General features: G+C 71.3%; 21 protein-coding genes, 2 tRNA genes and 1 riboswitch. Of the genes, 11 read left to right on the top strand and 12 right to left on the bottom strand.

Annotated elements, in window-relative coordinates; translation table 11 throughout:
- Positions 1-67: 67 nt before the first annotated feature.
- From ASF89_RS06125 to ASF89_RS06115, 3 genes are all read left to right on the top strand, one after another.
- Positions 68-1,087 carry an aldo/keto reductase gene (locus ASF89_RS06125; RefSeq protein WP_055812813.1) on the top strand — a complete coding sequence of 340 codons (1,020 nt, stop codon included), beginning with the start codon at positions 68-70 and terminating at the stop codon, positions 1,085-1,087.
- 118 nt (positions 1,088-1,205) lie between these two features.
- Entirely contained in the window at positions 1,206-1,505 is a 300-nt protein-coding gene (locus ASF89_RS06120; protein WP_235476304.1) for a hypothetical protein, read from the top strand.
- Between the two features lie 77 nt (positions 1,506-1,582).
- Entirely contained in the window at positions 1,583-2,515 is a 933-nt protein-coding gene (locus ASF89_RS06115) for a hypothetical protein (protein ID WP_156463320.1), read from the top strand.
- Between the two features lie 300 nt (positions 2,516-2,815).
- On the opposite strand, the gene ASF89_RS06110 is transcribed toward ASF89_RS06115, so the two are convergent.
- From ASF89_RS06110 to ASF89_RS06100, 3 genes are all read right to left on the bottom strand, one after another.
- A tRNA-Arg gene (locus ASF89_RS06110) sits at positions 2,816-2,891 on the bottom strand.
- A gap of 32 nt (positions 2,892-2,923) precedes the next feature.
- Entirely contained in the window at positions 2,924-3,184 is a 261-nt protein-coding gene (locus ASF89_RS06105) for a thioredoxin domain-containing protein (RefSeq protein WP_055794665.1), read from the bottom strand.
- 79 nt (positions 3,185-3,263) lie between these two features.
- Positions 3,264-3,548, bottom strand: a complete 285-nt coding sequence (locus ASF89_RS06100) for a hypothetical protein (protein WP_055794663.1) — start codon at positions 3,546-3,548, stop codon at positions 3,264-3,266.
- 131 nt (positions 3,549-3,679) lie between these two features.
- Between ASF89_RS06100 and ASF89_RS06095 the strand changes: the two genes are divergently transcribed.
- The 5 genes from ASF89_RS06095 (at position 3,680) to ASF89_RS15355 (ending at position 6,801) form a co-directional block, all read left to right on the top strand.
- A complete protein-coding gene (locus ASF89_RS06095) occupies positions 3,680-4,117 on the top strand; it encodes a MarR family winged helix-turn-helix transcriptional regulator (RefSeq protein ID WP_055794662.1) in 438 nt (145 codons plus the stop codon).
- Positions 4,114-5,379: an MFS transporter gene (locus ASF89_RS06090; protein ID WP_055812807.1), complete on the top strand. Its 1,266-nt coding sequence runs from the start codon at positions 4,114-4,116 to the stop codon at positions 5,377-5,379. Before ASF89_RS06095 ends, ASF89_RS06090 begins: the two co-directional genes overlap by 4 nt.
- A 102-nt stretch (positions 5,380-5,481) precedes the next feature.
- Entirely contained in the window at positions 5,482-6,102 is a 621-nt protein-coding gene (gene orn, locus ASF89_RS06085; protein WP_055794657.1) for an oligoribonuclease, read from the top strand.
- 40 nt (positions 6,103-6,142) lie between these two features.
- A tRNA-His gene (locus tag ASF89_RS06080) sits at positions 6,143-6,215 on the top strand.
- A gap of 172 nt (positions 6,216-6,387) precedes the next feature.
- Positions 6,388-6,801, top strand: a complete 414-nt coding sequence (locus tag ASF89_RS15355) for a metallopeptidase family protein (RefSeq protein WP_162240686.1) — start codon at positions 6,388-6,390, stop codon at positions 6,799-6,801.
- 61 nt (positions 6,802-6,862) lie between these two features.
- Here the strand turns inward: ASF89_RS15355 and ASF89_RS06070 are convergent, their stop codons facing one another.
- From ASF89_RS06070 to ASF89_RS06040, 7 genes are all read right to left on the bottom strand, one after another.
- Positions 6,863-8,566 carry a glycosyl hydrolase family 28-related protein gene (locus ASF89_RS06070; RefSeq protein WP_055812806.1) on the bottom strand — a complete coding sequence of 568 codons (1,704 nt, stop codon included), beginning with the start codon at positions 8,564-8,566 and terminating at the stop codon, positions 6,863-6,865.
- Positions 8,567-8,649: 83 nt separating this feature from the next.
- On the bottom strand, positions 8,650-9,201 hold the full coding sequence (locus tag ASF89_RS06065; RefSeq protein ID WP_235476303.1) for an ATP-binding protein: 552 nt from the start codon (positions 9,199-9,201) through the stop codon (positions 8,650-8,652).
- Positions 9,194-9,988, bottom strand: coding sequence for an energy-coupling factor transporter transmembrane protein EcfT (locus ASF89_RS06060; RefSeq protein ID WP_055812802.1), 795 nt, complete (start codon positions 9,986-9,988; stop codon positions 9,194-9,196). Before ASF89_RS06060 ends, ASF89_RS06065 begins: the two co-directional genes overlap by 8 nt.
- Positions 9,985-11,457 (bottom strand): ABC transporter ATP-binding protein, encoded by a 1,473-nt coding sequence (locus tag ASF89_RS06055; protein ID WP_235483995.1) that lies wholly within the window; start codon positions 11,455-11,457, stop codon positions 9,985-9,987. Before ASF89_RS06055 ends, ASF89_RS06060 begins: the two co-directional genes overlap by 4 nt.
- A 12-nt stretch (positions 11,458-11,469) precedes the next feature.
- Positions 11,470-12,108 carry an ECF transporter S component gene (locus ASF89_RS06050; protein ID WP_082474969.1) on the bottom strand — a complete coding sequence of 213 codons (639 nt, stop codon included), beginning with the start codon at positions 12,106-12,108 and terminating at the stop codon, positions 11,470-11,472.
- Positions 12,101-12,209: riboswitch (TPP riboswitch) on the bottom strand. Its footprint overlaps the gene before it by 8 nt.
- A gap of 57 nt (positions 12,210-12,266) precedes the next feature.
- Positions 12,267-13,814, bottom strand: coding sequence for an SGNH hydrolase domain-containing protein (locus tag ASF89_RS06045; RefSeq protein ID WP_055812800.1), 1,548 nt, complete (start codon positions 13,812-13,814; stop codon positions 12,267-12,269).
- Positions 13,811-15,370, bottom strand: coding sequence for an SGNH hydrolase domain-containing protein (locus ASF89_RS06040; protein ID WP_055812797.1), 1,560 nt, complete (start codon positions 15,368-15,370; stop codon positions 13,811-13,813). Before ASF89_RS06040 ends, ASF89_RS06045 begins: the two co-directional genes overlap by 4 nt.
- A 235-nt stretch (positions 15,371-15,605) precedes the next feature.
- Between ASF89_RS06040 and ASF89_RS06035 the strand changes: the two genes are divergently transcribed.
- Complete coding sequence (locus tag ASF89_RS06035; protein ID WP_055812795.1) at positions 15,606-17,147, top strand: S8 family serine peptidase; 1,542 nt, start codon at positions 15,606-15,608, stop codon at positions 17,145-17,147.
- 86 nt (positions 17,148-17,233) lie between these two features.
- Here ASF89_RS06035 and ASF89_RS06030 read toward each other — a convergent pair whose 3' ends face one another.
- Together ASF89_RS06030 and ASF89_RS06025 are read right to left on the bottom strand one after the other, a co-directional pair.
- Positions 17,234-18,067 (bottom strand): hypothetical protein, encoded by an 834-nt coding sequence (locus ASF89_RS06030; RefSeq protein WP_055812793.1) that lies wholly within the window; start codon positions 18,065-18,067, stop codon positions 17,234-17,236.
- 46 nt (positions 18,068-18,113) lie between these two features.
- Positions 18,114-19,073, bottom strand: a complete 960-nt coding sequence (locus ASF89_RS06025; RefSeq protein ID WP_055812791.1) for an NAD(P)-dependent oxidoreductase — start codon at positions 19,071-19,073, stop codon at positions 18,114-18,116.
- Between the two features lie 152 nt (positions 19,074-19,225).
- Between ASF89_RS06025 and glgX the strand changes: the two genes are divergently transcribed.
- Positions 19,226-21,424, top strand: coding sequence for a glycogen debranching protein GlgX (glgX, locus tag ASF89_RS06020; RefSeq protein WP_082489803.1), 2,199 nt, complete (start codon positions 19,226-19,228; stop codon positions 21,422-21,424).
- Positions 21,421-23,817 carry a malto-oligosyltrehalose synthase gene (gene treY, locus ASF89_RS06015; RefSeq protein ID WP_055812789.1) on the top strand — a complete coding sequence of 799 codons (2,397 nt, stop codon included), beginning with the start codon at positions 21,421-21,423 and terminating at the stop codon, positions 23,815-23,817. The genes glgX and treY overlap by 4 nt, the downstream gene beginning before the upstream one ends.
- The last annotated feature ends 49 nt before the right edge of the window (positions 23,818-23,866 follow it).

Raw genomic sequence — 23,866 nt, 5'->3', positions numbered from 1 at the left:
AGCGGCAATGTACTCCCCGGCTCACGAGGCCGACCGGGAGGCGACCGCCGCGGCCTAGGGTGTTGCCATGAGATCACCCTTCACCCCCTACGTCGCCGACGACGCACGGTACTCGAAGCTCGACTACGTCCGCACCGGCCGCAGCGGCCTCAAGCTCCCCCGCATCTCGCTCGGCCTCTGGAACAACTTCGGCACCGACCGCGCGCTCGAGACGCAGCGCGACATCGTCCTCCGCGCCTTCGACCGCGGCGTCACGCACTTCGACCTCGCGAACAACTACGGACCTCCTTACGGCTCGGCCGAGGAGCAGTTCGGTCGCATCGTCGCGGCGAACCTCCGGCCGTATCGCGACGAGCTGGTCATCTCGTCGAAGGCCGGGTACGACATGCGTCCGGGGCCCTACGGCGACGGCGGCTCGCGCAAGTACCTGCTCTCGTCGCTCGACGCGAGCCTCGACCGCATGGGACTCGACTACGTCGACGTCTTCTACTCGCACCGCCCCGACCCCGAGACCCCCATCGACGAGACCATGGGCGCGCTCGCCACGGCCGTCCGCCAGGGCAAGGCGCTCTACGCCGGCATCTCGAACTACTCGGCCGAGCAGACCGTCGCCGCGGCCGACGCCCTCGCCGCCGAGGGCGTGCCGCTGCTGATCCACCAGCCGCGCTACAACATGTTCGACCGCAAGCCCGAGAACGGCCTCTTCGACACCCTGCTCGACCGGGGCGTCGGATCGATCGTCTTCTCGCCCCTGGCGGGCGGGCTGCTCACCGACCGCTACCTGTCGGGCAGCGCACCCGCGGGCTCGCGGATGGCCGAGGGCCGGTGGTTCACGGAGGACGCGCTGAGCGAGACCTACCTCGAACGGGTCAGAGGACTGAACGGCATCGCGGAGGCGCGGGGCCAGTCGCTCGCGCAGCTCGCCCTCACGTGGGTGCTGCGACAGCCGGCCGTGACGAGCGCGCTGATCGGCGCGTCGTCGGTCGCCCAGCTCGACGACAGCCTCGACGCGCTGAACGGCACCTCCCTGACCGACGACGAGCTGACGGCGATCGACCCCCTCGCCGTCGACGGCACGGGACGCTGATCACGGGGGCCTGAGGCTGGACGGCGACGGCCGCGGTCGACCACCGGGATGTCGGTGGTCGGCCGTAGCGTCGGAGATGTTCTCGACAGCATCGGCCGGATGACCTCAGGAGCACTCCATGACCACCACCCTGCACTCCCCCGCACGACCCGTCGACACGGCGGGTCGGCACACGCACGACGAACCCCGTCTGCAGCTCGACGAGACCCGAGGCGGTCTGCGCCTCGTGCAGGTTCGCGACGATCTCGCCCGGGTCACCCGTCCCGGCGGCGAGGTGCTCGGATACGTCGAGCGATTCGCCGACCCCCAGGGCGACAAGTACCGAGCCAGGCGATTCATCGCGCGGCAACGGCGCTTCGTCGACATCGGCGAGTTCTGGAGCCGCAGCGACGCGACCGACTGCTTCCGCTTCGCCTGAGCGGACGGGGCGGGCGATCGGCGGCAAGGGCCTGTCGCACCCCGGACCCCGACCGCCGCCGAGATAGTGTGCGCCCCATGCAGTGGTGGAACAGTCTCGTGGAATGGATCTCGTCAGACGACGGATGGCGGATCATGTCGGGGGCGATCATCCCCTTCGTCGCGATCATCGTGGCCGGCGTCATCGCGGCTCTGATCGGCCGGTCGGCCATCAAGCAGTCGATCGCCCGGCAGAACGACGTCGCCAAGGCGGCCGCTGTCTCCGGAATCGTGACGGCAGCGCGCAAGGCCGCGATCTGGAATTCGCTCGGCACGGAGGAACGCGAGTACTCGGACCACCTCGCGCACGAGAGCGAGGTCCGGTTGCGCCTCCTCCCCGTGAGCGGTGCGCGGAGCGCGGCCAGCTGGGCCGAGCACGAGCTTGCCGAGATCAAGCGCCATTCGGCGACCTTCAGCTTCCAGGCGGAGCAGTCGCTGGCGGACTTCCGCGACCGCATGGTCGAGTGGCAGGCCAAGCCGAAGCGGGCGAAGAAGCTGTTCCGCTACGACCTCGAGCGCTGGCGGTACGAAGACGTCGACGCCGACAAGACCGAGGGTCCACGCGATCATTCCGACGCTGACCGTCAGACGGGTCGCCCGTCGTCGGCCCCCGAGCCGGCTCGGATGCCGACGCCCGCACCGCTCGTCCCCGCCGATCGCGCGCCTGCGGCCGGCCCCGAGTCGATCACGGTGCCGCCGGCGGCCGCCGCGTTCGCAAGGCCGCCGGTGGTGTCGGAGCCGCGCCCCGTCGTCGCCCCGGTCGCCGCCGACCTCGACGACGCACCTCAGCGCGACGCCTCGACGGCCCCCACCGTCGGAGCCGAGTCCGGGCAGCCCGAGACACCCGACGCGTCGACCGCTGTGCAGACCGACACCGAGACGGATCTCGACCCCGACGAGGCCCGTTTCGGCGAACCGGTCAGCGCGCAGCAGGTGCGACGCCGCACGAGCCCCGACCCCCACGACGACTGAGAAGTCCGGCGAGAACGCCCCGAGCCCGCAGATGCGGCTCGGGGCGTTCGTCGTCTGAGGAGACCTGCGTCGTGGTGCCCCCGGCAGGAATTGAACCTGCGACCAAGAGATGAGAAGCACCGCGAGATCCATGTCGTGGTACCTCTGGCGTTCGTGGTGCCCCCGGCAGGAATCGAACCTGCGACCAAGAGATGAGAAGCACCGCGAGAKCCATGTCGTGGTACCTCTGGCGTTCGTGGTGCCCCCGGCAGGAATCGAACCTGCGACCAAGAGATGAGAAGCACCGCGAGATCCGCGTCGTGGTGCCCCCGGCAGGAATCGAACCTGCGACCAAGAGATTAGAAGGCTCCTGCTCTATCCGCTGAGCTACGGGGGCGGACCCGTCAACGATAGCGCGCGGGCGGACGCTCAGACGGCGAGCGCCAGCGCTCCGAGCAGCTTGTCGAGCGTGGGCGCACCGGTGGCGCGGAACGCGACCGATCCGTCGTCGCGGGTGACGACGATGGTCGGCGTGCTGCGCACGTCGCGCGCCTCGGCCTGGTCGGGTCGCTGCGCGACGTCGGCTTCGTCGATGCGGAGCCCGGGCACGAGCGCGGCCGCCTCGGCGACGACGGCACGGGCCGCGTGGCAGGGTCCGCAGAAGGCGGACGTGTAGAGCTCGAGCATCATGCCGGAGACAACGAGGAGGCGCGGGGGAATGTTCCCCGCGCCTCCTGGGTCGCCGTCGTGACGACGGGAACCGCCGTGACTAGTTGTCGCGGAGGTCGTTCCGGTCTTCGTGGTCGATGATCGGGTCGCTGTCCTTGAGGTCGAGCGAGTAGTGCACCTGCAGCTGCTCGCCGACCATCTTGGCCTCGCCGGCCTTGTAGACGATGCCGGTCTCCATGCCGTCGATGAGGACGAAGTCGGTGATCTCCTCGTCGTAGCTGCCGTCGGTGCTGATGCGGGTGTCGGTGGCGCCGTCGCTCGGTCCGCCCTCGAAGAAGACGACGTACTCGGATCCCTCGGCCACGGTGGGCTTGCTGTCTGTCATGCCCCAGGTCTACCAGGAGGCGCGGAGTCGGCGCCCAGTTTCGCTCGCCTCGGCAGGCACGGCCACTGTGGATTCCCCCGACCCCAATTCTGTATAGCCAAGCTATATAGCTTGGCTATACACTGGTGCTCATGACTTCTCAGCCGACCGACATCCTGGAATCCCTCCTGACGTCGACCCATCGCCTGACGCGGATCGCCGCGCAGGAGACCGGCCGCACCACCTCCCCCGCCGTCTGGCGCACGCTCTCGATCCTGACGACCGACGGCAGCCTCCGGGTGGGCGATCTCGCCAAGGCGAGCCGCGTCAGCCAACCGACCATGACGAAGCTGCTCCGCGGCCTCGTCGACGACGAACTCGTCTATCGCATCGCGGATGACGACGACTCCCGCGCCTGGCTCATCGCCATCAGCGACAAAGGCACCCGGGCTCTCGTCGAATGGCGCTCTCAGCTGGCCGACGCCCTCGGGTCGCTCTTCGCCGATCTCGACGAGGCCGAGTGGGCGGTGCTCGATCATGCCGCGCAGCTGCTCGCCACCCGCGTGAGCACTGAGGCGGTGCCCGCATGAGCCGCGCATCGTCATCCTCCGTCACCGCACCTCCGGCGTCCGCGGCGAAGCCGAGCATCCTGCACCAGCCGACCGCGGTCTGGGCCATCGCGTTCGCGTGCGTCGTCGCCTTCATGGGCATCGGCCTCGTCGATCCGATCCTCCCCGCCATCGCCGAATCACTGAAGGCGAGTCCCACGCAGACCGAGCTGCTGTTCACGAGCTACCTGGCGGTCACCGGCGTCGCCATGTTCTTCACCAGCTGGGTCTCGAGCCGCCTGGGCGCGAAGAGGACCCTGCTGATCGGACTCGCGCTGATCGTGGTCTTCGCCCTGCTCGCCGCCACGAGCGTCGACGTCTGGTCGGTCATCGGGTTCCGTGCCGGCTGGGGTCTCGGCAACGCGCTCTTCATCTCGACGGCGCTGGCGACCATCGTGGGCGCGGCATCCGGCGGCACCGCCTCGGCGATCATCCTCTACGAGGCGGCGCTCGGTCTCGGCATCGCGATCGGACCGCTGATCGGAGGTCTGCTCGGCTCGGTCAGCTGGCGCGGTCCGTTCTTCGGCGTGACGACCCTGATGGCGATCGCGTTCATCGCGATCGTGGTGTTCCTGAATTCGAGCAGCATGGAGAAGCCCGCGCCGACCCGGCTCTCGGCGCCCTTCCGAGCGCTGGCCCGACCCGCCCTCGGAGCCCTCGCGGCGACGGCCCTCTTCTACAACATCGGCTTCTTCGTGCTGCTCGCCTACACGCCGTACCCCCTCGGGTTCGGGGCACTCGGCATCGGCTTCACGTTCTTCGGCTGGGGCGTCGGACTCGCCGTCACCTCGGTCTGGGTCGCGCCGATGCTCACGGCTCGGATGAAGCGGACCACCGTGCTCAAGATCGCCCTGCCCCTGCTGGCCCTCGACCTCGCCGCCGCGGCGATCGTCGTCGGCACACCGGCCGCCCTCGTCGTCTGCGTCGTCGTCGGCGGCCTCGTGCTGGGAGTCCTCAACACGGTGCTGACGGAGTCCGTGATGGAGGCCACCGACCTGCCCCGCTCGGTCGCCTCGAGCGCGTACTCGGGCGTGAGGTTCCTCGGCGGAGCGGTGGCGCCTCCCGTCGCGACCCTGCTGGCCGACACCATCGCGCCGAGCGCGGCATACGTGTTCGCCGCCGCGAGCGTGGCCGTCGCGCTGATCGTCGTCGTCGCAGCCCACCGGGCTCTGCGCCGGATCGACGACGGACCCGAGTCCGCCCGGGTCGAGGCCGAGGCCATCGGGGCGGGCGACCTGACCTAGGGTCGCGACCCGCGCCTCCTCGGCTCCGGGTCGGGCCTGTGCGCCCGGCCCGCCGCCCCGAGGAGGCGCGGTGCCGGGACACCGCGCGGCTAGACTCCCCCCATGGCTTCAGCGAACGACCGTCTGGTCTGGATCGACTGCGAGATGACCGGTCTCGACCTCAGCGTCGACGAACTGGTCGAAGTCGCCGTCGTGGTCACCGACTTCGACCTCACCCCCGTCCACCCCGGCTTCACGATCGTCATCAAGCCCGATCAGTCTGCCCTCGACAACATGGGCGACTTCGTCACCGAGATGCACACCTCGTCAGGGCTGATCGACGAGATCCCGAACGGGGTCAGCCTCGCCGAAGCCGAGTTCGAGGTGCTCGAGTACATCCTCAAGCACGTCCCCACGAAGCAGAACGCACCCCTGGCCGGCAACACCATCGGCACCGACCGGGCGTTCCTCGCGAAGTACATGCCCCGGGTCGACGGGCACCTGCACTACCGCAGCATCGACGTCTCGTCCATCAAGGAGCTCGCCCGCCGGTGGTTCCCCCGCGTGTACTTCAACGCACCGCAGAAGAACGGCGGGCACCGCGCCCTCGCCGACATCCTCGAATCGATCCGCGAGCTCGAGTACTACCGTCGCGCCGGCTTCGTGTCGGAGCCCGGACCCACCACCGACGAGGTGCAGGCGATCTCGAAGAGCGTCGTGGACGAATGGGCCGCCAGGCTGTAGTAGAGTCTTCTCGTTGCAACCGCTTCGGCGAGTGCACATGGTGGGTATAGCTCAGCTGGTAGAGCGCCTGGTTGTGGTCTAGGAGGCCGCGGGTTCAAGCCCCGTTACTCACCCGAATGGAAAGGCCCTGCCCCTCGGGGCGGGGCCTTTCTCGGGTTCCGTGCTGCCCGGTCTTCGATGCGCGAGCGCATCGAAGACGTCCCGAATGGAAAGGCCCTGCCCCTCGGGGCGGGATTTCTGTCGTTCCATCACCGTCTCGCAGGCGGGGCATGGGAGAGTCGCAGGGTGGACGATGCGCAGCAGCCTCTTGACGCGGACCAGCCCGGCGACGGACCGACGGGCATCGATCCGGCATCGGTGAGCGCCGAGCGGTTCGATCAGATGGTCGTCGATCAGCTCGACCTGCTGCCCGACGACATGGTCGACGGGCTCGACAACATCGTCTTCGTCACCGAGGACCGGCCCGAGGACGGCTCGCTCGACCTGCTCGGCCTGTACGACGGCGTCGCCCTCACCGAACGCGGCCAGTACGGCTTCGGCGAACTGCCCGATCGCATCATCCTCTACCGCGAACCGCACCTCGCGGCCGTGGACGACGAGGAGGCGCTGGCCGATGAGATCCATGTGACCCTCGTCCACGAGATCGCCCACTTCCACGGCATCGACGACGAGCAGCTGCACGATCTCGGCTGGGCCTGAGCCGCCCCGGCCGCACCGCTCGGAGCCCAGCGGGGACGCCGGACACCGGCCTCCGTCGGGCTCAGCCCACGACCTGATACCCGAAGACGATCTCGCCGCGCTCCCCCGCGGCGAGGGGTTCGACCACGCAGACCTCCACGTGATCCTTCGTGACGGACACGTAGGGTCGCGTCCGGGCGGCAGCCGCCGACTGCGGTGTGAGCATGACGGCCGGTGGGGTCGCGTAGGGCGCGGCGAATCGCAGGCGCACCTGCGGCCCGGCCGTCGCGCGCGCGCCCGGGGTGTACCGCACCACCCCGGCCGTGTCCGCGCCCGCCACGACGGGCGCCGCCGAACCCAGCGCCGCGCCGGCGAGGGCCACCGCGGTCGGCGCCGTCGTCCGTGCTGCGAGCAGGTGACGACCGACCTCGACGTCGGTCGTCGTGACGATGCCGCCGCCCCACCGCCAGACCGGCAGCGCTCGCCCCATCCGCTGGTCGCTCAGGGCGATCCCCTTGGTCGGCAGCTGGATGCGCGTGGTGGGATCGATCAGCACGTTCGCCCCGTAATCCGCCCCGACGGCGACGGCCGCCCCGGTGAACCGAGCGAGCCGTGTGCCGATCAGCGCGAAGTCGTCGCCGTTCGTCAGACGCACGAGGTGGTCGCTCGCGGTCGCCTTGGCCGGGTCGACCCCGAGCAGAGCCCCTCCCACGACTCGGACGCCCCCTTCGAGCACGACGCCGCGCGGACGCTGCCGCCGGTGCTCGATCAGCGGTCCGCCGCCGCCGTAGAGGAAGGGGCTGACGAGCTCGACGTGACGTACGTTGCCGATCCGGACCACCGCCTCCGGAGCCGCCCCGGCCTGCAGGGCCTCGATGTGCGGCGCGACGAGCCGGACGAACTCGACGAAGTGCTCGCCCGACGGACCCCAGCCGAGGTCGAGCGCCGGCCCGGGACCGCCCTCGATGGTCAGGTCGACGCAGGTGAACGTGTTCGAGTTCGTCAACGACAGCTCGGCGGGCGGCGACTTCACCACCATCGCCGCGTCGGTCTCGGTGCCGCAGTTGTTGATGAACACGTCGGACCAGAACGCGTTGTTGACTCGCTGCGCGAGGAGGGCGGTGCCCGCGACGTTCGCGAGGTGCACGCGATCGAAGCGCGACTCGAACCCGTTGTCGACGCGCAGCAACGGGGCGGACGACCCGTTGCCCTGCAGCGTCAGCCCCTCGAGGGTCGTGCCGGGTCCGGTGACGACGACCATCGGCGCGGTCGACGTCGGCAGGTGCCGCAGGTTGACCCCGCCGCTCGTGCCGGAGCCGTATCGGCTGATGTCGGCGCCGAGGCCCTGCACCTTGACGAGCATCGGGATCGAGACGGTGTCGAGCAGGTACGCGCCGGCGGGCACCACGACCCGCCCGCGGACCTTCGCCGCGAGGTCGAGGGCCTTCTGGAACGCCGCGGTGTCGTCGGTCCGCCCGTCGCCGCGCGCGCCGATCCGGCGGACGTCGACGGCGACGTGCGGATCGTCGGCGTCGGAGACGGCGGCCTGGGCGGGTCGACCACCACCGGCGCCACCGCCGACGAGCGCGGCCGCGGCCGCCGTCGCCCCGGCCGCCAGCAGGAGCCGCCGCCCGCCGTCCGGGCGGCCGTCGCGAGCCTCGGCGTCGTCTCGCGCTGCGCCCTGCCCTGCGTCAGCACGTCGGCCTGTGCCATATCGTCCGCTGCCGTTCTGTCCGCTGCCGTGTCGTCCACCGCCGTGTCGTCCGCCGGAATCCGCCGTGCTCACATGCCACCTGCTCTCGTATCACCAGGGCATTCATACCCTGGTCTCGCACAGGCTAACGGGCGTGAGGAGATCGCGCCACCGCGTCAGGCCTCGGCGACGACGTCGGCCAGAGACCGCGGCGACTCACGATCGAGATGGCGCTCCTCCTGCGCCGCCCAGACGTCCCACCACGGCTCGTACGCGGCGCCGTCGCGACCGAGCGCGCGGCGCCGTCGCTCGTCGTCGTCGAGGTCGAGCCACACCCGCGTCGTCGCCAGAGCCGAGGAGGCGCGGGTCAGCGAGCCCGCCCCCTCCACGATCACCGAGACGGACGGGTCGAGCGTCGCCCACTCCCCCGGACGATCGAGCGCCCAGTCCCAGCGCCGCCACCCGGGGCGCTCCCCCCGGAGGATCGTCGCCGCGACGACCCGCGACGCCGTCTCCAGCCCGTGCCAGCCGGGATAGACGTCGTCGAGGTGGACGAGCCGGACGGGACCGAGGTGTGCGGGCCAGGCGGCGGCGAGCCGGCGACCGAGCGTCGTCTTGCCCGAACCCGAACGGCCGTCGATGAGGACGATGACGCGGTCATCGCCGACCCGCGCCTCCTCGGCATGCATCAGGAGGCGCGTGATCAGCGGATCCGGCTGCTCAGGCAAGGACGAACGTCCATGTCCCGGCCACGACGGCCGCGGTGACGGCCGCGGCGGCCACCGCCGCGCCGAGGGCGACCAGCACGATGTCGCGGCCGCCGAGCACCGACGGGCGGGCCCAGGTGCGGGGCTCGTCCGAGCCGAAGCCCTTGGCCTCCATCGCGGTGGCCAGCTTGCTGCCCCGTCGCACCGACAGCACGAGCAGCGCGAACGCCTGCTGCCCGAAGCGCCTCAGGGCCCCGATCGGGCCGCCGGAGTCGGCGACGCCGCGGGCCCGCCGTGCGAGAGCGAGCTGTCGCCAGTCGTCCATGAAGAGACCGACGAGACGGAGACCGGCCAACGCACCGAGCACGAAGCGGGCCGGCAGGCGGAGGACCTGACCGAGACCGTCGGCGAGATCGGTCGGATCGGTCGTCGCGAGCAGCACGATGCCCGGGATCCCCACGGCGAGGATGCGCAGCCCGATCGCGGCGGCCAGCGACAGCGACCCCTCGGTCACGGAGATCACCTGCCAGTCGACGAGGACGGCGCCCTCGTCGCGCCCGTAGACGGCCGTGACCAGCACGGACGACGGAGCGGCGATCCAGAGCGGGAGCGTCCGGACGACGAGCTGACGAGCCGTCAGCCCCGCCCACGGCAGGAGGAGCAGCTCGAGCACGAGGGCCGTGCCCGCGGACACCCAGTCGATCGACAGCAGCAGCACGATCGCGATGACGAGGGCGGCGAGCAGCTTCGCGACCGGGTTGACGCGACTCACCACGCCCGTCGTCTCGATGGTGGCCAGGATGCTCATGCCGCTCCCCTCGACGAGAGGTCGAGGGCGTCGTCGGCGAGAGCGCTCACGAGATCGGCGTCGTGCGTGACGGCCACCACGGCACGGCCGTCGTCGAGCAGCTCGGCCAGGAACGCGACCAGCTCGCGCCACGTGCGGGCGTCCTGACCGAAGGTGGGCTCGTCGAGCACCAGCACCGAGGGCCGCGACGCAAGGATCGTCGCCACCGAGAGCCGGCGCTTCTCGCCACCGGACAGCGTGAAGGGGTTCGCCGCGGCGAGATGATCGAGTCGGAGCCGTTCGAGGAGGGCGTCGACGCGGCCGTCGATCTCGGGCCCGGGAACGGCGAGGGCCCGAGGGCCGACCGCCAGCTCGCGTCGCAGCGTCGTCGAGAGGAACTGATGCTCGGGGTCCTGGAAGACGGTGCCGATGCGGGTGAGCAGTTCGCGTGGGCGCCACCGGATCGGCGACGTCCCCGCCCCGGCCGCGAGGGCGGGCGAGGCCGCGAACCGGCCGCCCACCGGCGGGAGGAGCCCCGCGACGGTGAGCGCCAGCGTCGACTTGCCCGCCCCGTTCGCCCCGGTCACGGCCACGGCCCGGCCCGCGACGACCTGGAGATCGATGTCGGCGGCGACGGCGGGACCGCGCGCACCGCGCCGCCCCACGGCGAGACCGGTCGCGTCGAGCAGGGGCTCCCCGACGACACGGCGACGGGACGGCACGGGCAGGTCGACGCCCGGCACCCAGACGCCGGCGGTCGTCAGGGTGCCCCGCTGAGCCCTCAGCACGTCGTCCGGGCGACCGTCGGCCAGGACTCCCCCGCCGGCGGCGAGCACGACCACCCGGTCGACGACGGGCAGCCAGACCGACACGCGGTGCTCCACTACGACGAGCGTCGCCCCGGTCGACTCGGAGACGCGCGCGACCGCGTCGCGCACCTCGACGACCCCGGCGGGATCGAGATTCGCCGTCGGCTCGTCGAGGAGGAGCAGACCGGGCCTCATGGCGAGGGCTCCGGCCAGCGCCAGTCGCTGCTTCTGGCCGCCGCTCAGCTCGGTGGTCGAGGCCCCGAGGGGCAGGTCGAGCCCGACGGCCTCGAGCGACTCGTGGACCCGCCGCCAGATCTCGTCACGGGGCACGGCGAGGTTCTCGCAGCCGAAGGCGACGTCGTCGCCCACGCGGGCGAGGACCACCTGCGAGTCGGGGTCCTGGAGCACGAGCCCGACGCGCCCGCGCTGCGACGCCGGCTCGCGCCCGTCGACGAGGAGCTCGCCCTCGGAGTCTCCGTCCTCGTCGCCGCCGAGCACGCCGGCGAGCCCGGCCAGCAGGGTCGACTTGCCCGCCCCCGAGGCTCCGAGCAGCAGAACCCTCTCACCCGGCTCGATGACGAGATCGAGGGCCGAGACGGCGTGCGCCCGACGCCCGGCGTGCCGCCAACCCCAGCCGCGGGCGATCACCCGGGCCCCGGCCTGCGCGGACACCGACGGCACGCGTCGCCCCCGCTAGACCAGCGTCTCGGTCGTCCGACCGGAGGCGAAGCGGTTCAGGGCGCCGCTCCGGGCGAGCCCTCGGGCGGCCAGCCACGAGAGGAGTCCGGCGATGACGAGACCCGAGACGATCGACGACGCCACGTAGACGAACTGACGCTCGGGGGCCAGGGCCGCCGCGCTCGACGAGAACGTGATGTCCATCAGACCGACCGCCAGCCCCGCGACCGTGCCGGCCAGCAGCACGACCCCGAGACGCCACGACTTGTAGAGGAACAGCGCGAGCACGATCTCGGCCGCGAGCCCCTGCACGATGCCCCAGATCAGCACCGAGAAGCCCCACTGCGTGCCGATCAGCATCGACACGACCGCGGCCACGACCTCGGTGTAGACGGCTGCGCCCGGCTTGCGGATGATGATGCCTCCGAGCACACCGGCGAACAGCCACATCCCGTTGAAGATGCCCTGGAACCCGCCCGAGAAGCTCAGGAGGACGTCGGTGCCGTAGTACGCGACCCCCCAGGCCCAGAAGACGACGCCCGACGCGACTCCGATCACGCTCGCGACGACGATGTCGACGACCCGCCACCGGCGAGCCGGCGCCTTCGTCGCGGTCGAGGCCTCGCGGCCGGTGGCAGACGTGTGCACAGACATTTCTTCTCCTCCCTGCGCCGGCATGATCCGGATCAGGTTCGACGGTCGAAGCGTGGGTCGCTTCCTCTCAGCCCGGCATACCGGACTCCCGTGTGTTGTGCGACGAGCATAGCGCGGGCGCCGCACCCCCGTGCGACGCCCGTGCGATGAACCCGACGTCAGAGCGCCGGGGCCAGCCTCTCGAGGATGTACGGCGCCAGCGACTTCTCGAACGTCGTCGTCAGGTGGTGTGCGTCGCGGTAGGCCATGACGTGACCGACGAGGGCGGCGCAGGCGGTCTTCGTGCACTGCCGGTCGCTGACATCGACGAGGGCGGCCCCGGGCACCGTCTTGGCGGCCGCGCCCAGCGGGTCGCTCAGCGCGAAGGCCGTCGCGCGGCTCGTCTGGCATCTGGACGCCTGCGTGTAGGTCGTCGAGCGGTCGACGCAGTCGAGGACCGCCTGCGGCAGCGTCGGGTTGTCGGCGATCGCTGCGACCGTCGTGCCCTGCGCGGCGATCTTCTTCCAGGCCGCGGTGTAGCCGGCGATCTTCGGGTCCGCCGCGGGGGCGGCCTTGTTCTCGGCGCGCACCGCGGTGACGAGCACGAGGTCGTACTTCCCGCCGCCGAGCGACGACGCGAGACCCGTGGACCGGTTCTCGCACGTGTCGCCCTTGATCGGCGCACTGAGCACGCAGCCGCGGCCGATGTAGGTGTCGAGTCGCCAGTTGAGGTCGTTCAGACGGGGCAGCAGTCCGGTCTTCAGCATGGCCGCGTGCGAGTCGCCGGTCAGCGCCACGCGCAGCGCGTCGCCGCGCGTCGAGCCGTACGAGCAGGTGGGGACGCGCTGCGTCACGTCGGCCGAGTAGCACTCGAAGGCGCCCGTGCGGTCGCGTTCGTACGCTCCGCCCGAGATCGAGGGCGTGACCGGGAGGCTGCTGTTGTCGCAGGGGCCGGGCAGGGCGGCCGCACCGAAGCAGGCACGGGCATCGGCGTAGCGCTTGACGGTGCCGCCGTACGATCCGACGTCGACGGGTGCCAGCTGCTTCGTGATGAGCCCCGACTGCGAGGGCATGACCACGCGGAAGCCCTGGTTGCCGAAGCGGGTCGTCGTGACGGGGATCGAGAACGATCCGCCCGTCTGCACGTACGCCTGCGCCGCGAGCACCCACCCGGAGGGCTCGAAGCGCTCGACCTTGATCCGCTTGCCGACCAGACCGCCGTGCACGCTGCCCGTGAACTGCCTCGCCGTCCCGGGGGCCGCTGTTCCGTCACCGCTCACGGCCGACCCGTAGATCTGCGGCTGGACGAAGAGCGCGGTCGACGGGCTGGCCGCCGCCGCGTGGGTCGTCGTGCGCGCCAGCTCCGCGCGGACCGTGCGCCCCCAGGTCGGTGCGAACGAGTACGAGTAGGCGCCGGTCGCCGACGACGTGACCGCCCCGATGAGGGCCCAGCCCCCGCCGCTCGTGTACTGCACGATCTTGACGCGCGCGCCGACGAGCGGACGCCCGCCCGAGGTCGCCGTGCCCGACACCGTGACGGACTTGCCGTAGGCCACGGTCGCCGGCGCCGCCTTCGACGTCAGGACGGCCGAGGCCAGGGCCGCGGCCGGCGCCGTCGGCACGAGACCGCCGACGATCACGGCGAGGGCCAGGGCGACGGCGAGCCAGAGTCGACGTCCCGGCATGACGGCGGAGGACGGGTGGGCCGAGGAGGTGCGGGTCGTCATCGGGCGATCGCCTTCTTGATGTCGTAGGCGATGTACGGTCCGAGCGCCTGTGCGAATGTGCCGGTCAGATGGTGCCGATCGCGGTAGACGACGACGTTGCCGATGACGAGCGGGCAGACGCCGTCCCAGCAGAGGTAGCGGGTGGGGTCGACGAGCTGGGCGCCCGGCGTGTCGCGGACGGCCTCGATCAGGGGGTCGATCCCCTTCGTCGCCGCGGCCTGAGGCACCGAGCAGCCGAGGGCCCCCGTGCCGGAGGAGCCGGTGACGCAGGTGTTGGAGTCGAGCGAGGGCAGGTACGGGTGGTCGGCGATCGCGATGATCCGGACCCCCTGCTTGATCAGCGGAGCCCAGGCCTGCTCGCGCTGCAGGGCGAGCGCGGACGCCGCCTCGGGCGTGCCATTGGCGGGCTGGCGCAGACCGGTGTCGATGATGACGTCGTAGCCGCCCTTCTTGAGGCGGTTGTCGACATCGCGGGCCCGAGCCTCGCAGCCGTGACCCGACGGGAAGACCATCCACCGGCACGAGACGCCGATGAACGTGTCGAGCTTCCACCTGTTCGGCACGAGCTGCCCGCGCAGGGCGATGCCGTAGCCGGCCGCGTGCGAGTCGCCGACGAGCGCGATGCGGAGCGCCTTCGGGTCGGTCGAGCCGTAGCTGCACTTGGTGAGGAGCGTCTCGGGGCTGGACTGCCAGCACTTCGGGTCGTAGGCCCCGCCGGTGTCGTTCTTGAGGCGCGCGGCCTCGGTGGTGGGGGTGATGAGACCGGCGAGCGCGGGGTTCGAGCAGGCGCGATCGACAGCGGCCGCGGGGCCGTAGCAGGCCACCCCGGCCTGCTGGAGGGCGAGCATCGAGGTCTTCGTGTCGAAGGCGAGGTTCGCGCCCATCTTCATGACGAGCCCGGCCTGCGACGGGAAGATCACCCGGTAGACCGGGGTGCCGGCCTTCTGCGTGCGGAAGGTCAGGACGAAGCGGCCGTCGCCGCCGATCCGCGTCGTCGCGACGTCGGTCCAGACGCGCCCGTCGGCCCGGGCGAGCTTGATGCGCTTGCCCGACAGCTGCGCCTGCACCGCCCCCTGCACGACCTTGTCGCGGTCGACGACCGCGAGCGACGACGCACCCGGCGAGACGCCGTAGAGCTGCGGCTGCACGGCGAGGTCCTTCGAGGCGCTCGCGGCCGCGTTCGTCGCCGGCGTGCTGGCCATCTCGGCCTTGATGCGATAACCCGACCGGGGCGTGAACGCGAACGACCAGGTGCCGTTCGCGGCGGTCTGCACGGCCCCGAAGGTCTCCCATGCGCCCGTGCCGGTGTTCTTGCCGACCACCTTGACCCGGCCGTTCGCCAGCGGGCGGCCGGCGTTCTGCACGGAGCCCGAGACGGTCAGCTGCTTGCCGTAGGCGAGCGACGCGGTGCTCGTCGCCACGGAGATGACGGGCGTCGTCCTCGCTGCGGCGACGGCGGCCCCCGAGGGCAGCAGGGAGGCCGTCAGGGCCCCCACGCCGATCATGGCCGCGACGACGAGACGGAACGCCGGACGGCGCGAACGGACCTGCTGCATGCTTCTCCCCTGAAGCCCCACCGGCCTGATCCGGCCCGACTGATCCTGTCGCGGGGCTGATCGACGATACCTCGACTCGACGCCCCGGCACGTCGTCCGCACGGATGATCACGCCCCGTGCCCCGGACGGGGGACAACCGCTGTCCCGCGAAGTGCCCGCTGCGGGCCGCGCCCCGACTCCTTAGATTTCCCTATCAAAGGTCTGCCGACCCGCCGGCAGCCGACGAGGAGTCCCATGTCGTTCCCGAAGAACCCCCGGGGCGCGCGCCGCCGCGTGCTCGCCACCTGTCTCACCGCCTCTCTCGCCCTCGGTCTGACCGCCGTCGGCTCCGGAGCCGCCGTCGCCGCGCCTCCTGCGTCCGCGCCGGTCGGCAAGCCGGTCACGCCGACGCTCCCCGTCGTCGCCGGGCCGCTGATGAACTACACCGTCAACGTCGAGAAGGCGAACCGCGGTCAGGTCGACAAGATCGAGAGGGCCGTCGGAACGGCCGGAGGCGCGGTGATCGCCGCGTACGACGAGATCGGCGTGATCGTGGCGCAGTCCGACAACACGAACTTCGCCGCGTCCCTGCGGGCCACGCGCGGCGTCGACTCGGTCGGCGCGACCCGCACGGCACCGGTCGCCGAGACCGACCCGACCTTCGGCGTGGGCGTCACGCCCCCCGGCACCGGTCACGGAGCGGGGCACGGGAAGCCGGGCAAGCCCGGTCGCGCCGACGCCGCCTCGCCCGAACGCCGACTCGAGGCGAATACGACCGTCGTGGCCGACCCCCTCGAGGCCCAGCAGTGGGACAACAAGGCGATCAAGGCCGACCAGGCCCACCAGATCACCGACGGCAGCCGCAAGGTGCTCGTCGCCGTGCTGGACTCGGGCATCGAGGGCGACCACCCCGACCTGAAGCCGAACATCGACACCCGCGCCTCGGCGGGCTGCCTCGCCGGCACGCCCGACCGGTCGTACGACGCCTGGCAGCCGACGACGAGCGATCACGGCACGCACGTGGCCGGCACGATCGCCGCCGCCCGCAACGGCGTCGGCATCGTCGGCGTCGCCCCCGGCGCCCGCATCTCGGCCGTCAAGGTCGTCAGCGACGACGGGTTCATCTACCCCGAGGCCGCCATCTGCGGCTTCATGTACGCCGCCTCGACCGGCGCGTCGATCACCAACAACAGCTACTACGTCGACCCGTGGCAGTTCTGGTGCGACTCCGACGCCGACCAGCTCGCCGTCAAGACCTCGGTCGACCGGGCCGTGCAGTACACGCAGGACGAGAAGGGCGTCGTCAACGTCGCCGCCGCCGGCAACTCGTCGATCGACCTCGCGAACAAGACCGTCGACGACGCCAGCCCGAACGACACGACGCCGGTCGTCCGGCAGATCGACGCCGGCTGCGAGGACATCCCGACCGAGCTCGACGGCGTCGTGACCGTGTCGTCGACCACCTCGGCGGGTGCCAAGTCGAGCTTCTCGAACTACGGCGAGGGCGTCATCGACGTCGCAGCCCCGGGTTCGGCGATCCTCTCGACCGTGCTCGACGGCGGATACGGCACGAAGTCCGGCACCTCGATGGCGTCGCCGCACGTCGCCGGAGTGCTCGCGCTGCTGAAGTCCACGCACCCGAAGGCCCAGGGCGCCGAGCTGACGCGCCTGCTCGAGAAGCAGGCCACCGACACGCCCTGCCCGACCGGCACCACGACCTGCACGGGCACGGCGGCCGACAACGGCTGGTTCGGCCAGGGCATCGTCGACGCGCTGGCCGCGGTCAGCAAGCGCTGACCACCGCCCCATCGCACGAAGCGAACGGGACATCGCCGGACTCGGCGGTGTCCCGTTCGCTTCGCGGCATCCGAGGAGGCGCGGTGTCAGACGGTCCGAGCCACGCAGTCGTCGTATCCCACGACCCCCGTGAAGTCCGGCTCGCCCGTCGGAGTCGCGGGCAGGTCGGCGCCGTCGGCGTACTTCGGCCACTGCAGGGTGAGGGGCGCACCGATCGCGGCGTAGGCCGCGGCCGGGGGCCTGAACCCGGGGACGGCGCCCGCCGGCGATGACGCCGCGTCCGGATGGACGCGTGCGAGCGTGCGGGTCCGGGCAGACGCCGGGGTGAAGAGCTGGTAGCCGAGCGGGATGAGGACGGTGCCCAGCGCATCCAGGACGGCCACGACGCCGAGGACCCGCCAGTACGCGCCGTCGAGCTCGAGAGGGCTGAACAGCACGGGTACGGACAGCATCACCGCGAGGATCGCGACGAGCGCGAGGGTGACCCGCGTCACGGCCGTGATCACGCGCGATCGCAGGCGCGCCTCGGTCGCCAGCACGACGTGCACGTGCGCCAGCGCCACCCGGGCGATCGCCGCGAGGATCAGCCAGCCGAAGAAGCCGTCGAAGATCGTGTCGGCGTGGTCGAGCGGCTGGATGATCCAGATCTTCGCCATGCCGGCGACGAACAGGTACACCGAGACGGCGAAGCCGACGAGAGCGAACCAGCTGCTCCGCGCCGACGAGATCGCGGCGTCGTACCAGGCGAACAGGGCGAACGCCGCGAAGACCGCAGCGGTCGCGATGAGGCGCCATGACGTGTCGCCGAACGTCGACGTCGCGATCGAGACGATGGCCACGGCGGCGGCGACGATCAGCGAGGCGATGACGACGCGCAGCATGACGGGGCGGACGCGGTCGAAGGGGAAGGCGGGGGGCATGGGGGCTCCTCGGGTCGTGATGAAGCTACCGGAGTCCCCGCGGCCGTCAGCGCAGCGTGAGCCGACCCTCCGCCGCCAGCCACTCGAGCCCCTCGACGACGGCCTCGACGGTCGTGTACCGCGGCGCGTAGCCGAGCAGCCGACGAGCCTTCTCGATGCTCATCGCGTGACTGCGCGAGGCGTGCTGCCACGACGCGTCCCCGGCCTCGTCCGAGACCAGCGCGCGGAACTCGTCGAACGGGACGAAGCGGAGCCGCGCCTCCTGCCCGTACTCGCGGGCCACCGCCTCGGCGAGGCCGCGCAGCGACACCGCGCGCTCGGACACGACATGGAACGCCTCGCCCGACGCCTGCCCGAAGCGCTCGACGGCGAGCTGGAAGGCCTGTGCGACGTCGTCGGCGTGCACGTGATGGACCGTGGCCGACCCCTGGTCGGGCAGCACGACCTCGTCGCCCGCGGCGAGGGCCTCCCAGACGCCGAGCTCGAGGTTCCCCTGCGGGTTGATCATCGGCCAGCCCGGACCGGTGATGTGGCCCGGGTGCAGCACGGTGGACGGCACGCCGCCGGGGAGCCGCGACTCGCGCAGCAGCAGCTGCTCGATGGCCGCCTTCTGCGTGCCGTACTCGCCGAACGGGGTGCGCCGCGCCTCCTCGGTGATGGGGACCTCGACGGCGGGACCGTGCACCCAGATGGTGCCGCAGCTGACCAGCACGGCGCCGGTGCCCCGGAGGGCGTCGAGCAGATGCGTGGCGCTGTCGACCGTGAAGCAGATCATGTCGACGACGACGTCGGCCTCGAGCGCGGCCACTCGCGGTCCGAACGTGCCGTCGGCCTCGGCGGCGTCGCGGTCGAGCACGACCCGTTCGACGGAGCCCCATGCGGCGTGCGGGCGATACGGCTCGGAGGTGCCGCGGCTGACGGCGACGACCTCATGGCCGGCGGCGACCAGTCGCGGGACGAGGTAGCCGCCGACGTGCCCGGTGGCGCCGAGCACGACGACCCTCACGAGCGGCCTCCGTTCGAAGCGGGGGACGAGGAGGCGCGGGTCGGGTGGGAGGGAACGACGATGTTCGACATGGTCGCCACCGTACGCGTTCCCCGGGGCCGGACGGTCCGCCCGTTCGCCCGTAGGCTGAGCGGGTCCCAATCGGAGGTTCGATGCATACCTGGCCCGGCAACCCCTACCCACTCGGCGCGACCTACGACGGCAGCGGAACCAATTTCGCGATCTTCAGCGAGTCCGCCTCGCGCGTGGTCCTCTGTCTCATCGACGACGCGGGGGTCGAGACGCAGGTCGATCTGACCGAGGTCGACGCCTACGTCTGGCACGGCTATCTGCCCACGGTGCAGCCCGGTCAGCGCTACGGCTACCGGGTGCACGGCGAGTACGACCCGGCCTCCGGGGTGCGCGCCAACCCGAACAAGCTGCTGCTCGACCCGTACGCGAAGGCGACGTGCGGCGAGATCGACTGGGACGAGGCGCTGTTCGCCTACGACTTCGGCGACCCCGAGTCGCGGAACGACAAGGACAGCGGCCCGCACATGATGCTGGGCGTCGTCATCAACCCCTTCTTCGACTGGCAGGGCGACCGCCCGCCGCGTTACAGCTACGACGAGACCGTCATCTACGAGGCGCACGTCAAGGGGCTCACCGAGACGCACCCCGACATCCCCGAGGACGAGCGCGGCACGTACGCCGGCGTGGCGCACCCGGCGATCATCGACCACCTGAAGAAGCTCGGCGTCACGGCGCTCGAGCTGATGCCCGTGCACCAGTTCGTTCAGGACAACACCCTGCTCGAGAAGGGCCTCAGCAACTACTGGGGCTACAACACGATCGGCTTCTTCGCCCCGCACGCCGCGTACTCCGCCACCGGCGACATCGGTCAGCAGGTGCAGGAGTTCAAGACCATGGTGCGCGTGCTGCACCAGGCCGGCATCGAGGTCATCATCGACGTGGTCTACAACCACACGGCCGAGGGCAACCACCTGGGGCCGACCCTGTCGTTCAAGGGCATCGACAACGCCGCGTACTACCGGCTGATGGACGACGACAAGACCTACTACATGGACTACACGGGCACCGGCAACAGCCTGAACGTCCGCCACCCGCACTCCCTGCAGCTGATCATGGACAGCCTGCGCTACTGGGTCACCGAGATGCACGTCGACGGATTCCGCTTCGACCTCGCCGCGTCTCTGGCCCGCGAGTTCTACGAGGTGGATCGTCTGTCGACCTTCTTCGAGCTCGTGCAGCAGGATCCGATCGTCTCGCAGGTCAAGCTCATCGCCGAGCCGTGGGACGTCGGCCCCGGCGGGTATCAGGTGGGGAACTTCCCGCCGCAGTGGACCGAATGGAACGGCAAGTACCGCGACACGGTGCGCGACTTCTGGCGAGGCGAGCCCTCGACCCTCGGCGAGTTCGCCAGCCGCATCACCGGTTCGGCCGACCTCTACGAACGCGACGGGCGTCGCCCGGTGGCGAGCATCAACTTCGTCACCGCGCACGACGGCTACACGATGCGCGACCTGGTCACCTACAACGAGAAGCACAACGACGCCAACGGCGAGGACGGCAACGACGGCGAGAGCCACAACCGGTCGTGGAACTCGGGCGTCGAGGGCGAGACCGACGACGGCGAGATCCGCGCCCTGCGCGAGCAGCGTCAGCGCAGCTTCCTGGCGACGCTGCTGCTCAGCCAGGGCGTGCCGATGCTGCTGCACGGCGACGAGCTCGGACGCACCCAGCGCGGCAACAACAACACCTACGCGCAGGACAACGAGATCAGCTGGATCGACTGGCGGAACGCCGACCGCGACCTCATCGAGTTCGTCGCCGAGGTCATCAAGCTGCGCCACGACCACCCGACGTTCCGCCGCCAGCGGTACTTCAACGGTCGCCCGGTCACCCGCGGCGAGGGCGAGCCGCTGCCCGACATCGTCTGGCTGACGACCGAGGGCGACGCCATGCAGGAGGGCGAGTGGAACGAGTCCTACGCGAAGGCGATCGGCATGTTCCTGAACGGCGACGGCATCCGGGGGCGCGACGCCCGCGGCGGCCGCATCACCGACGTCAACTTCGTCCTGTACTTCAACGCGAGCGCCGACACGGTCACGTTCGTGCTGCCGCCCGACGAGTACGCACAGGGCTGGGAGGTCGTGGTCGACAGCACGGTCACCGCACCGCCGCCGCCGGTCGGCGCCGCCCCGCGGACCCCGACGGCCACCCGGGCCGCCACCACCGCACAACCCCCCTCGATACCGCAGGCCGCCACGGCTCTGCGGGCGGGTGACCGGCTCCCCGTGGTGGGCCGCTCGCTCGTCGTCCTCCGAGCCACGGCCGAGGAAGAACAGTGACCCGAAACGACTCGACCCGACACCCCCGTTCGACGTACCGCCTCCAGATCCGCGCCTCCTTCGATCTGTTCGCCGCGGCCGACGTCGTGCCCTACCTCCGCGACCTCGGGGCCGACTGGGTCTACCTCTCGCCCGTGCTCGAGGCCGAGCCGGGCAGCGACCACGGCTACGACGTCGTCGACCACAGCCGGGTGGACCCCGCGCGAGGCGGCGAGGTCGGGCTGCACACGCTCTCGGACCGCGCGCACGTGCACGGTCTCGGCGTGCTGGTCGACATCGTGCCGAACCACGTGGGCGTGGCGACGCCGAAGGCGAGCGTCTGGTGGTGGGACCTCCTGACCCACGGCCGCCGCTCGCGGTACGCCGACGCCTTCGACATCGACTGGGCGGCCGGCGGCGACAAGGTGCTGCTGCCCGTGCTCGGCGAGCCCGCAGCGGCCGACGGCTCGATCGAGGGCCTCAGCGTCGTGGGCGACGAGCTGCACTACTACGACAACGTGTACCCGGTCGCGCCCGGCACACGCGGCGACGACGACGACGCGGCGACCGTGCATGCGCGGCAGAGCTACGAGCTCGTCCACTGGAAGCGCGCCGACTCCGACCTCAACTACCGCCGGTTCTTCGCGGTGAACACGCTCGCCGGCATCCGGGTCGAGGAGGGCTGGGTCTTCGACGAGTCGCACGCCGAGATCGGCCGCTGGTTCCGCGACGGCCTCGTCGACGGCCTCCGGGTCGATCACCCCGACGGACTGGCCGACCCCAAGGGCTACCTCGATCGACTCGCCGCCCTCACCGGTCGCGCCCACGTCCTGGTCGAGAAGATCCTCGAAGGCGACGAGCGCCTCCCGGAGGACTGGGCGACGGCCGGCACCACCGGCTACGACACCCTCGCCGACCTCGACCGTCTGTTCGTCGACCCGAGCGGCGCCGCGGCCCTCGACGGTCTCGACTCGCGCCTCCGCCGCTCCCTGTCACCCGACGCCGACGAGCAGGCCGCCGGAGCCGACGAGTCGACCGGCGACGAGGCCGTCGACTGGCACGAGATGATCCTCGGCACCAAACGCGGCATCGCCGACGGGATCCTCGGAAGCGAGATCAACCGGCTGGCGCGCCTGATCGCGGGCGGCGGCGAGATCGACCCCGAGGTCGTCGACGCCCTCGCCGAGCTGGCTGCCGCGTTCCCGGTCTACCGCAGCTATCTTCCGCAGGGCGCCGTGCAGCTGGCCGAGGCCGGCGCCGTCGCCACGAGGCACCGCCCCGAGCTCGCCGAGGCGATCGAGCGCGTCCTCGTCGTGCTGCGCGACGAGTCGCACCCCGCCTCCGTGCGGTTCCAGCAGACCAGCGGCATGGTCATGGCCAAGGGCGTCGAGGACACGGCCTTCTACCGGTACAGCCGTCTGGCGACCCTGACCGAGGTCGGCGCCGACCCGAGCGAGTTCTCGCTCTCCCCCGAGTCGTTCCACGCGCGTCAGCAGGCCCGGCTCGCTGAGCGCCCGTTCGGCATGACGACACTCTCGACCCACGACACGAAGCGGAGCGCCGACGTGCGCGCCCGCGTCTCGGTGCTGTCCGAGGTCGCCCACGAATGGGCCGCGACCCTCGAGCGCCTCCGCGACCTGGCCCCCATGGGCGACGGGCCGTTCGAGAACATCCTCTGGCAGACCGTGGTCGGCTCGTGGCCGGCGTCGCGCGAGCGACTGCACGCCTACGCCGAGAAGGCGTCCCGCGAAGCGGGTTCGTCGACCACGTGGACCGACCGCACCGACGAGGGCGAGGCCTTCGAAGAGCGGATGCACGCGGCCGTCGACGCCGTCTTCGACGACGACGAGGTGCGGCACGAGGTGGAGCGCATCGTCGACGTCCTGCGCGCGCCCGGGTACAGCAACTCGCTCGGGGTGACGCTCATGCAGCTCACCGGGCCGGGCAGCCCCGACGTCTACCAGGGCGGCGAGCTGTGGGACTTCTCGCTCGTCGATCCCGACAACCGTCGAGAGGTCGACTTCGACCTGCGTCGTCTCTACCTCGAGGCGATCCGCTCGGGCGCGACTCCCCCGGTCGACGACACGGGTGCCGCGAAGCTGCTGGTCACCCATCGAGCCCTCACCGCCCGTCGCGACCGCCCCGACCTGTTCACCCGCTACGCCGGGCTGCCGGTGTTCGGCGAGCAGGCGGCGTCCGCCGTGGCCGTCGACCGCGGGGGCGCGATCGCGATCGCCACGCGCCTCCCCGTCTCGCTCGAGCAGGCCGGGGGCTGGGACGACACGGTCGTCCTGACCGCGGGAGGCGCCTATCGCGACGTCCTCACGGGTCGCCGTCACGAAGGCGGCCGCCTCCGCCTGGCCGAGGTGCTCGACGTGTACCCCGTCGCCCTGCTGATCCCCGCAGAGGACTGACCCGGTCGGGCCGCGGCATCCCGCGCCCGACTACCGTCAACCCGTGCGA

Origin of the sequence: Frigoribacterium sp. Leaf172, from assembly GCF_001424285.1 — a bacterium.
Lineage (GTDB): Bacteria > Actinomycetota > Actinomycetes > Actinomycetales > Microbacteriaceae > Frigoribacterium.
The sequence above is the reverse complement of the archived record's forward strand: the minus strand, read 5'-3'. Positions and strand labels throughout refer to the sequence as shown.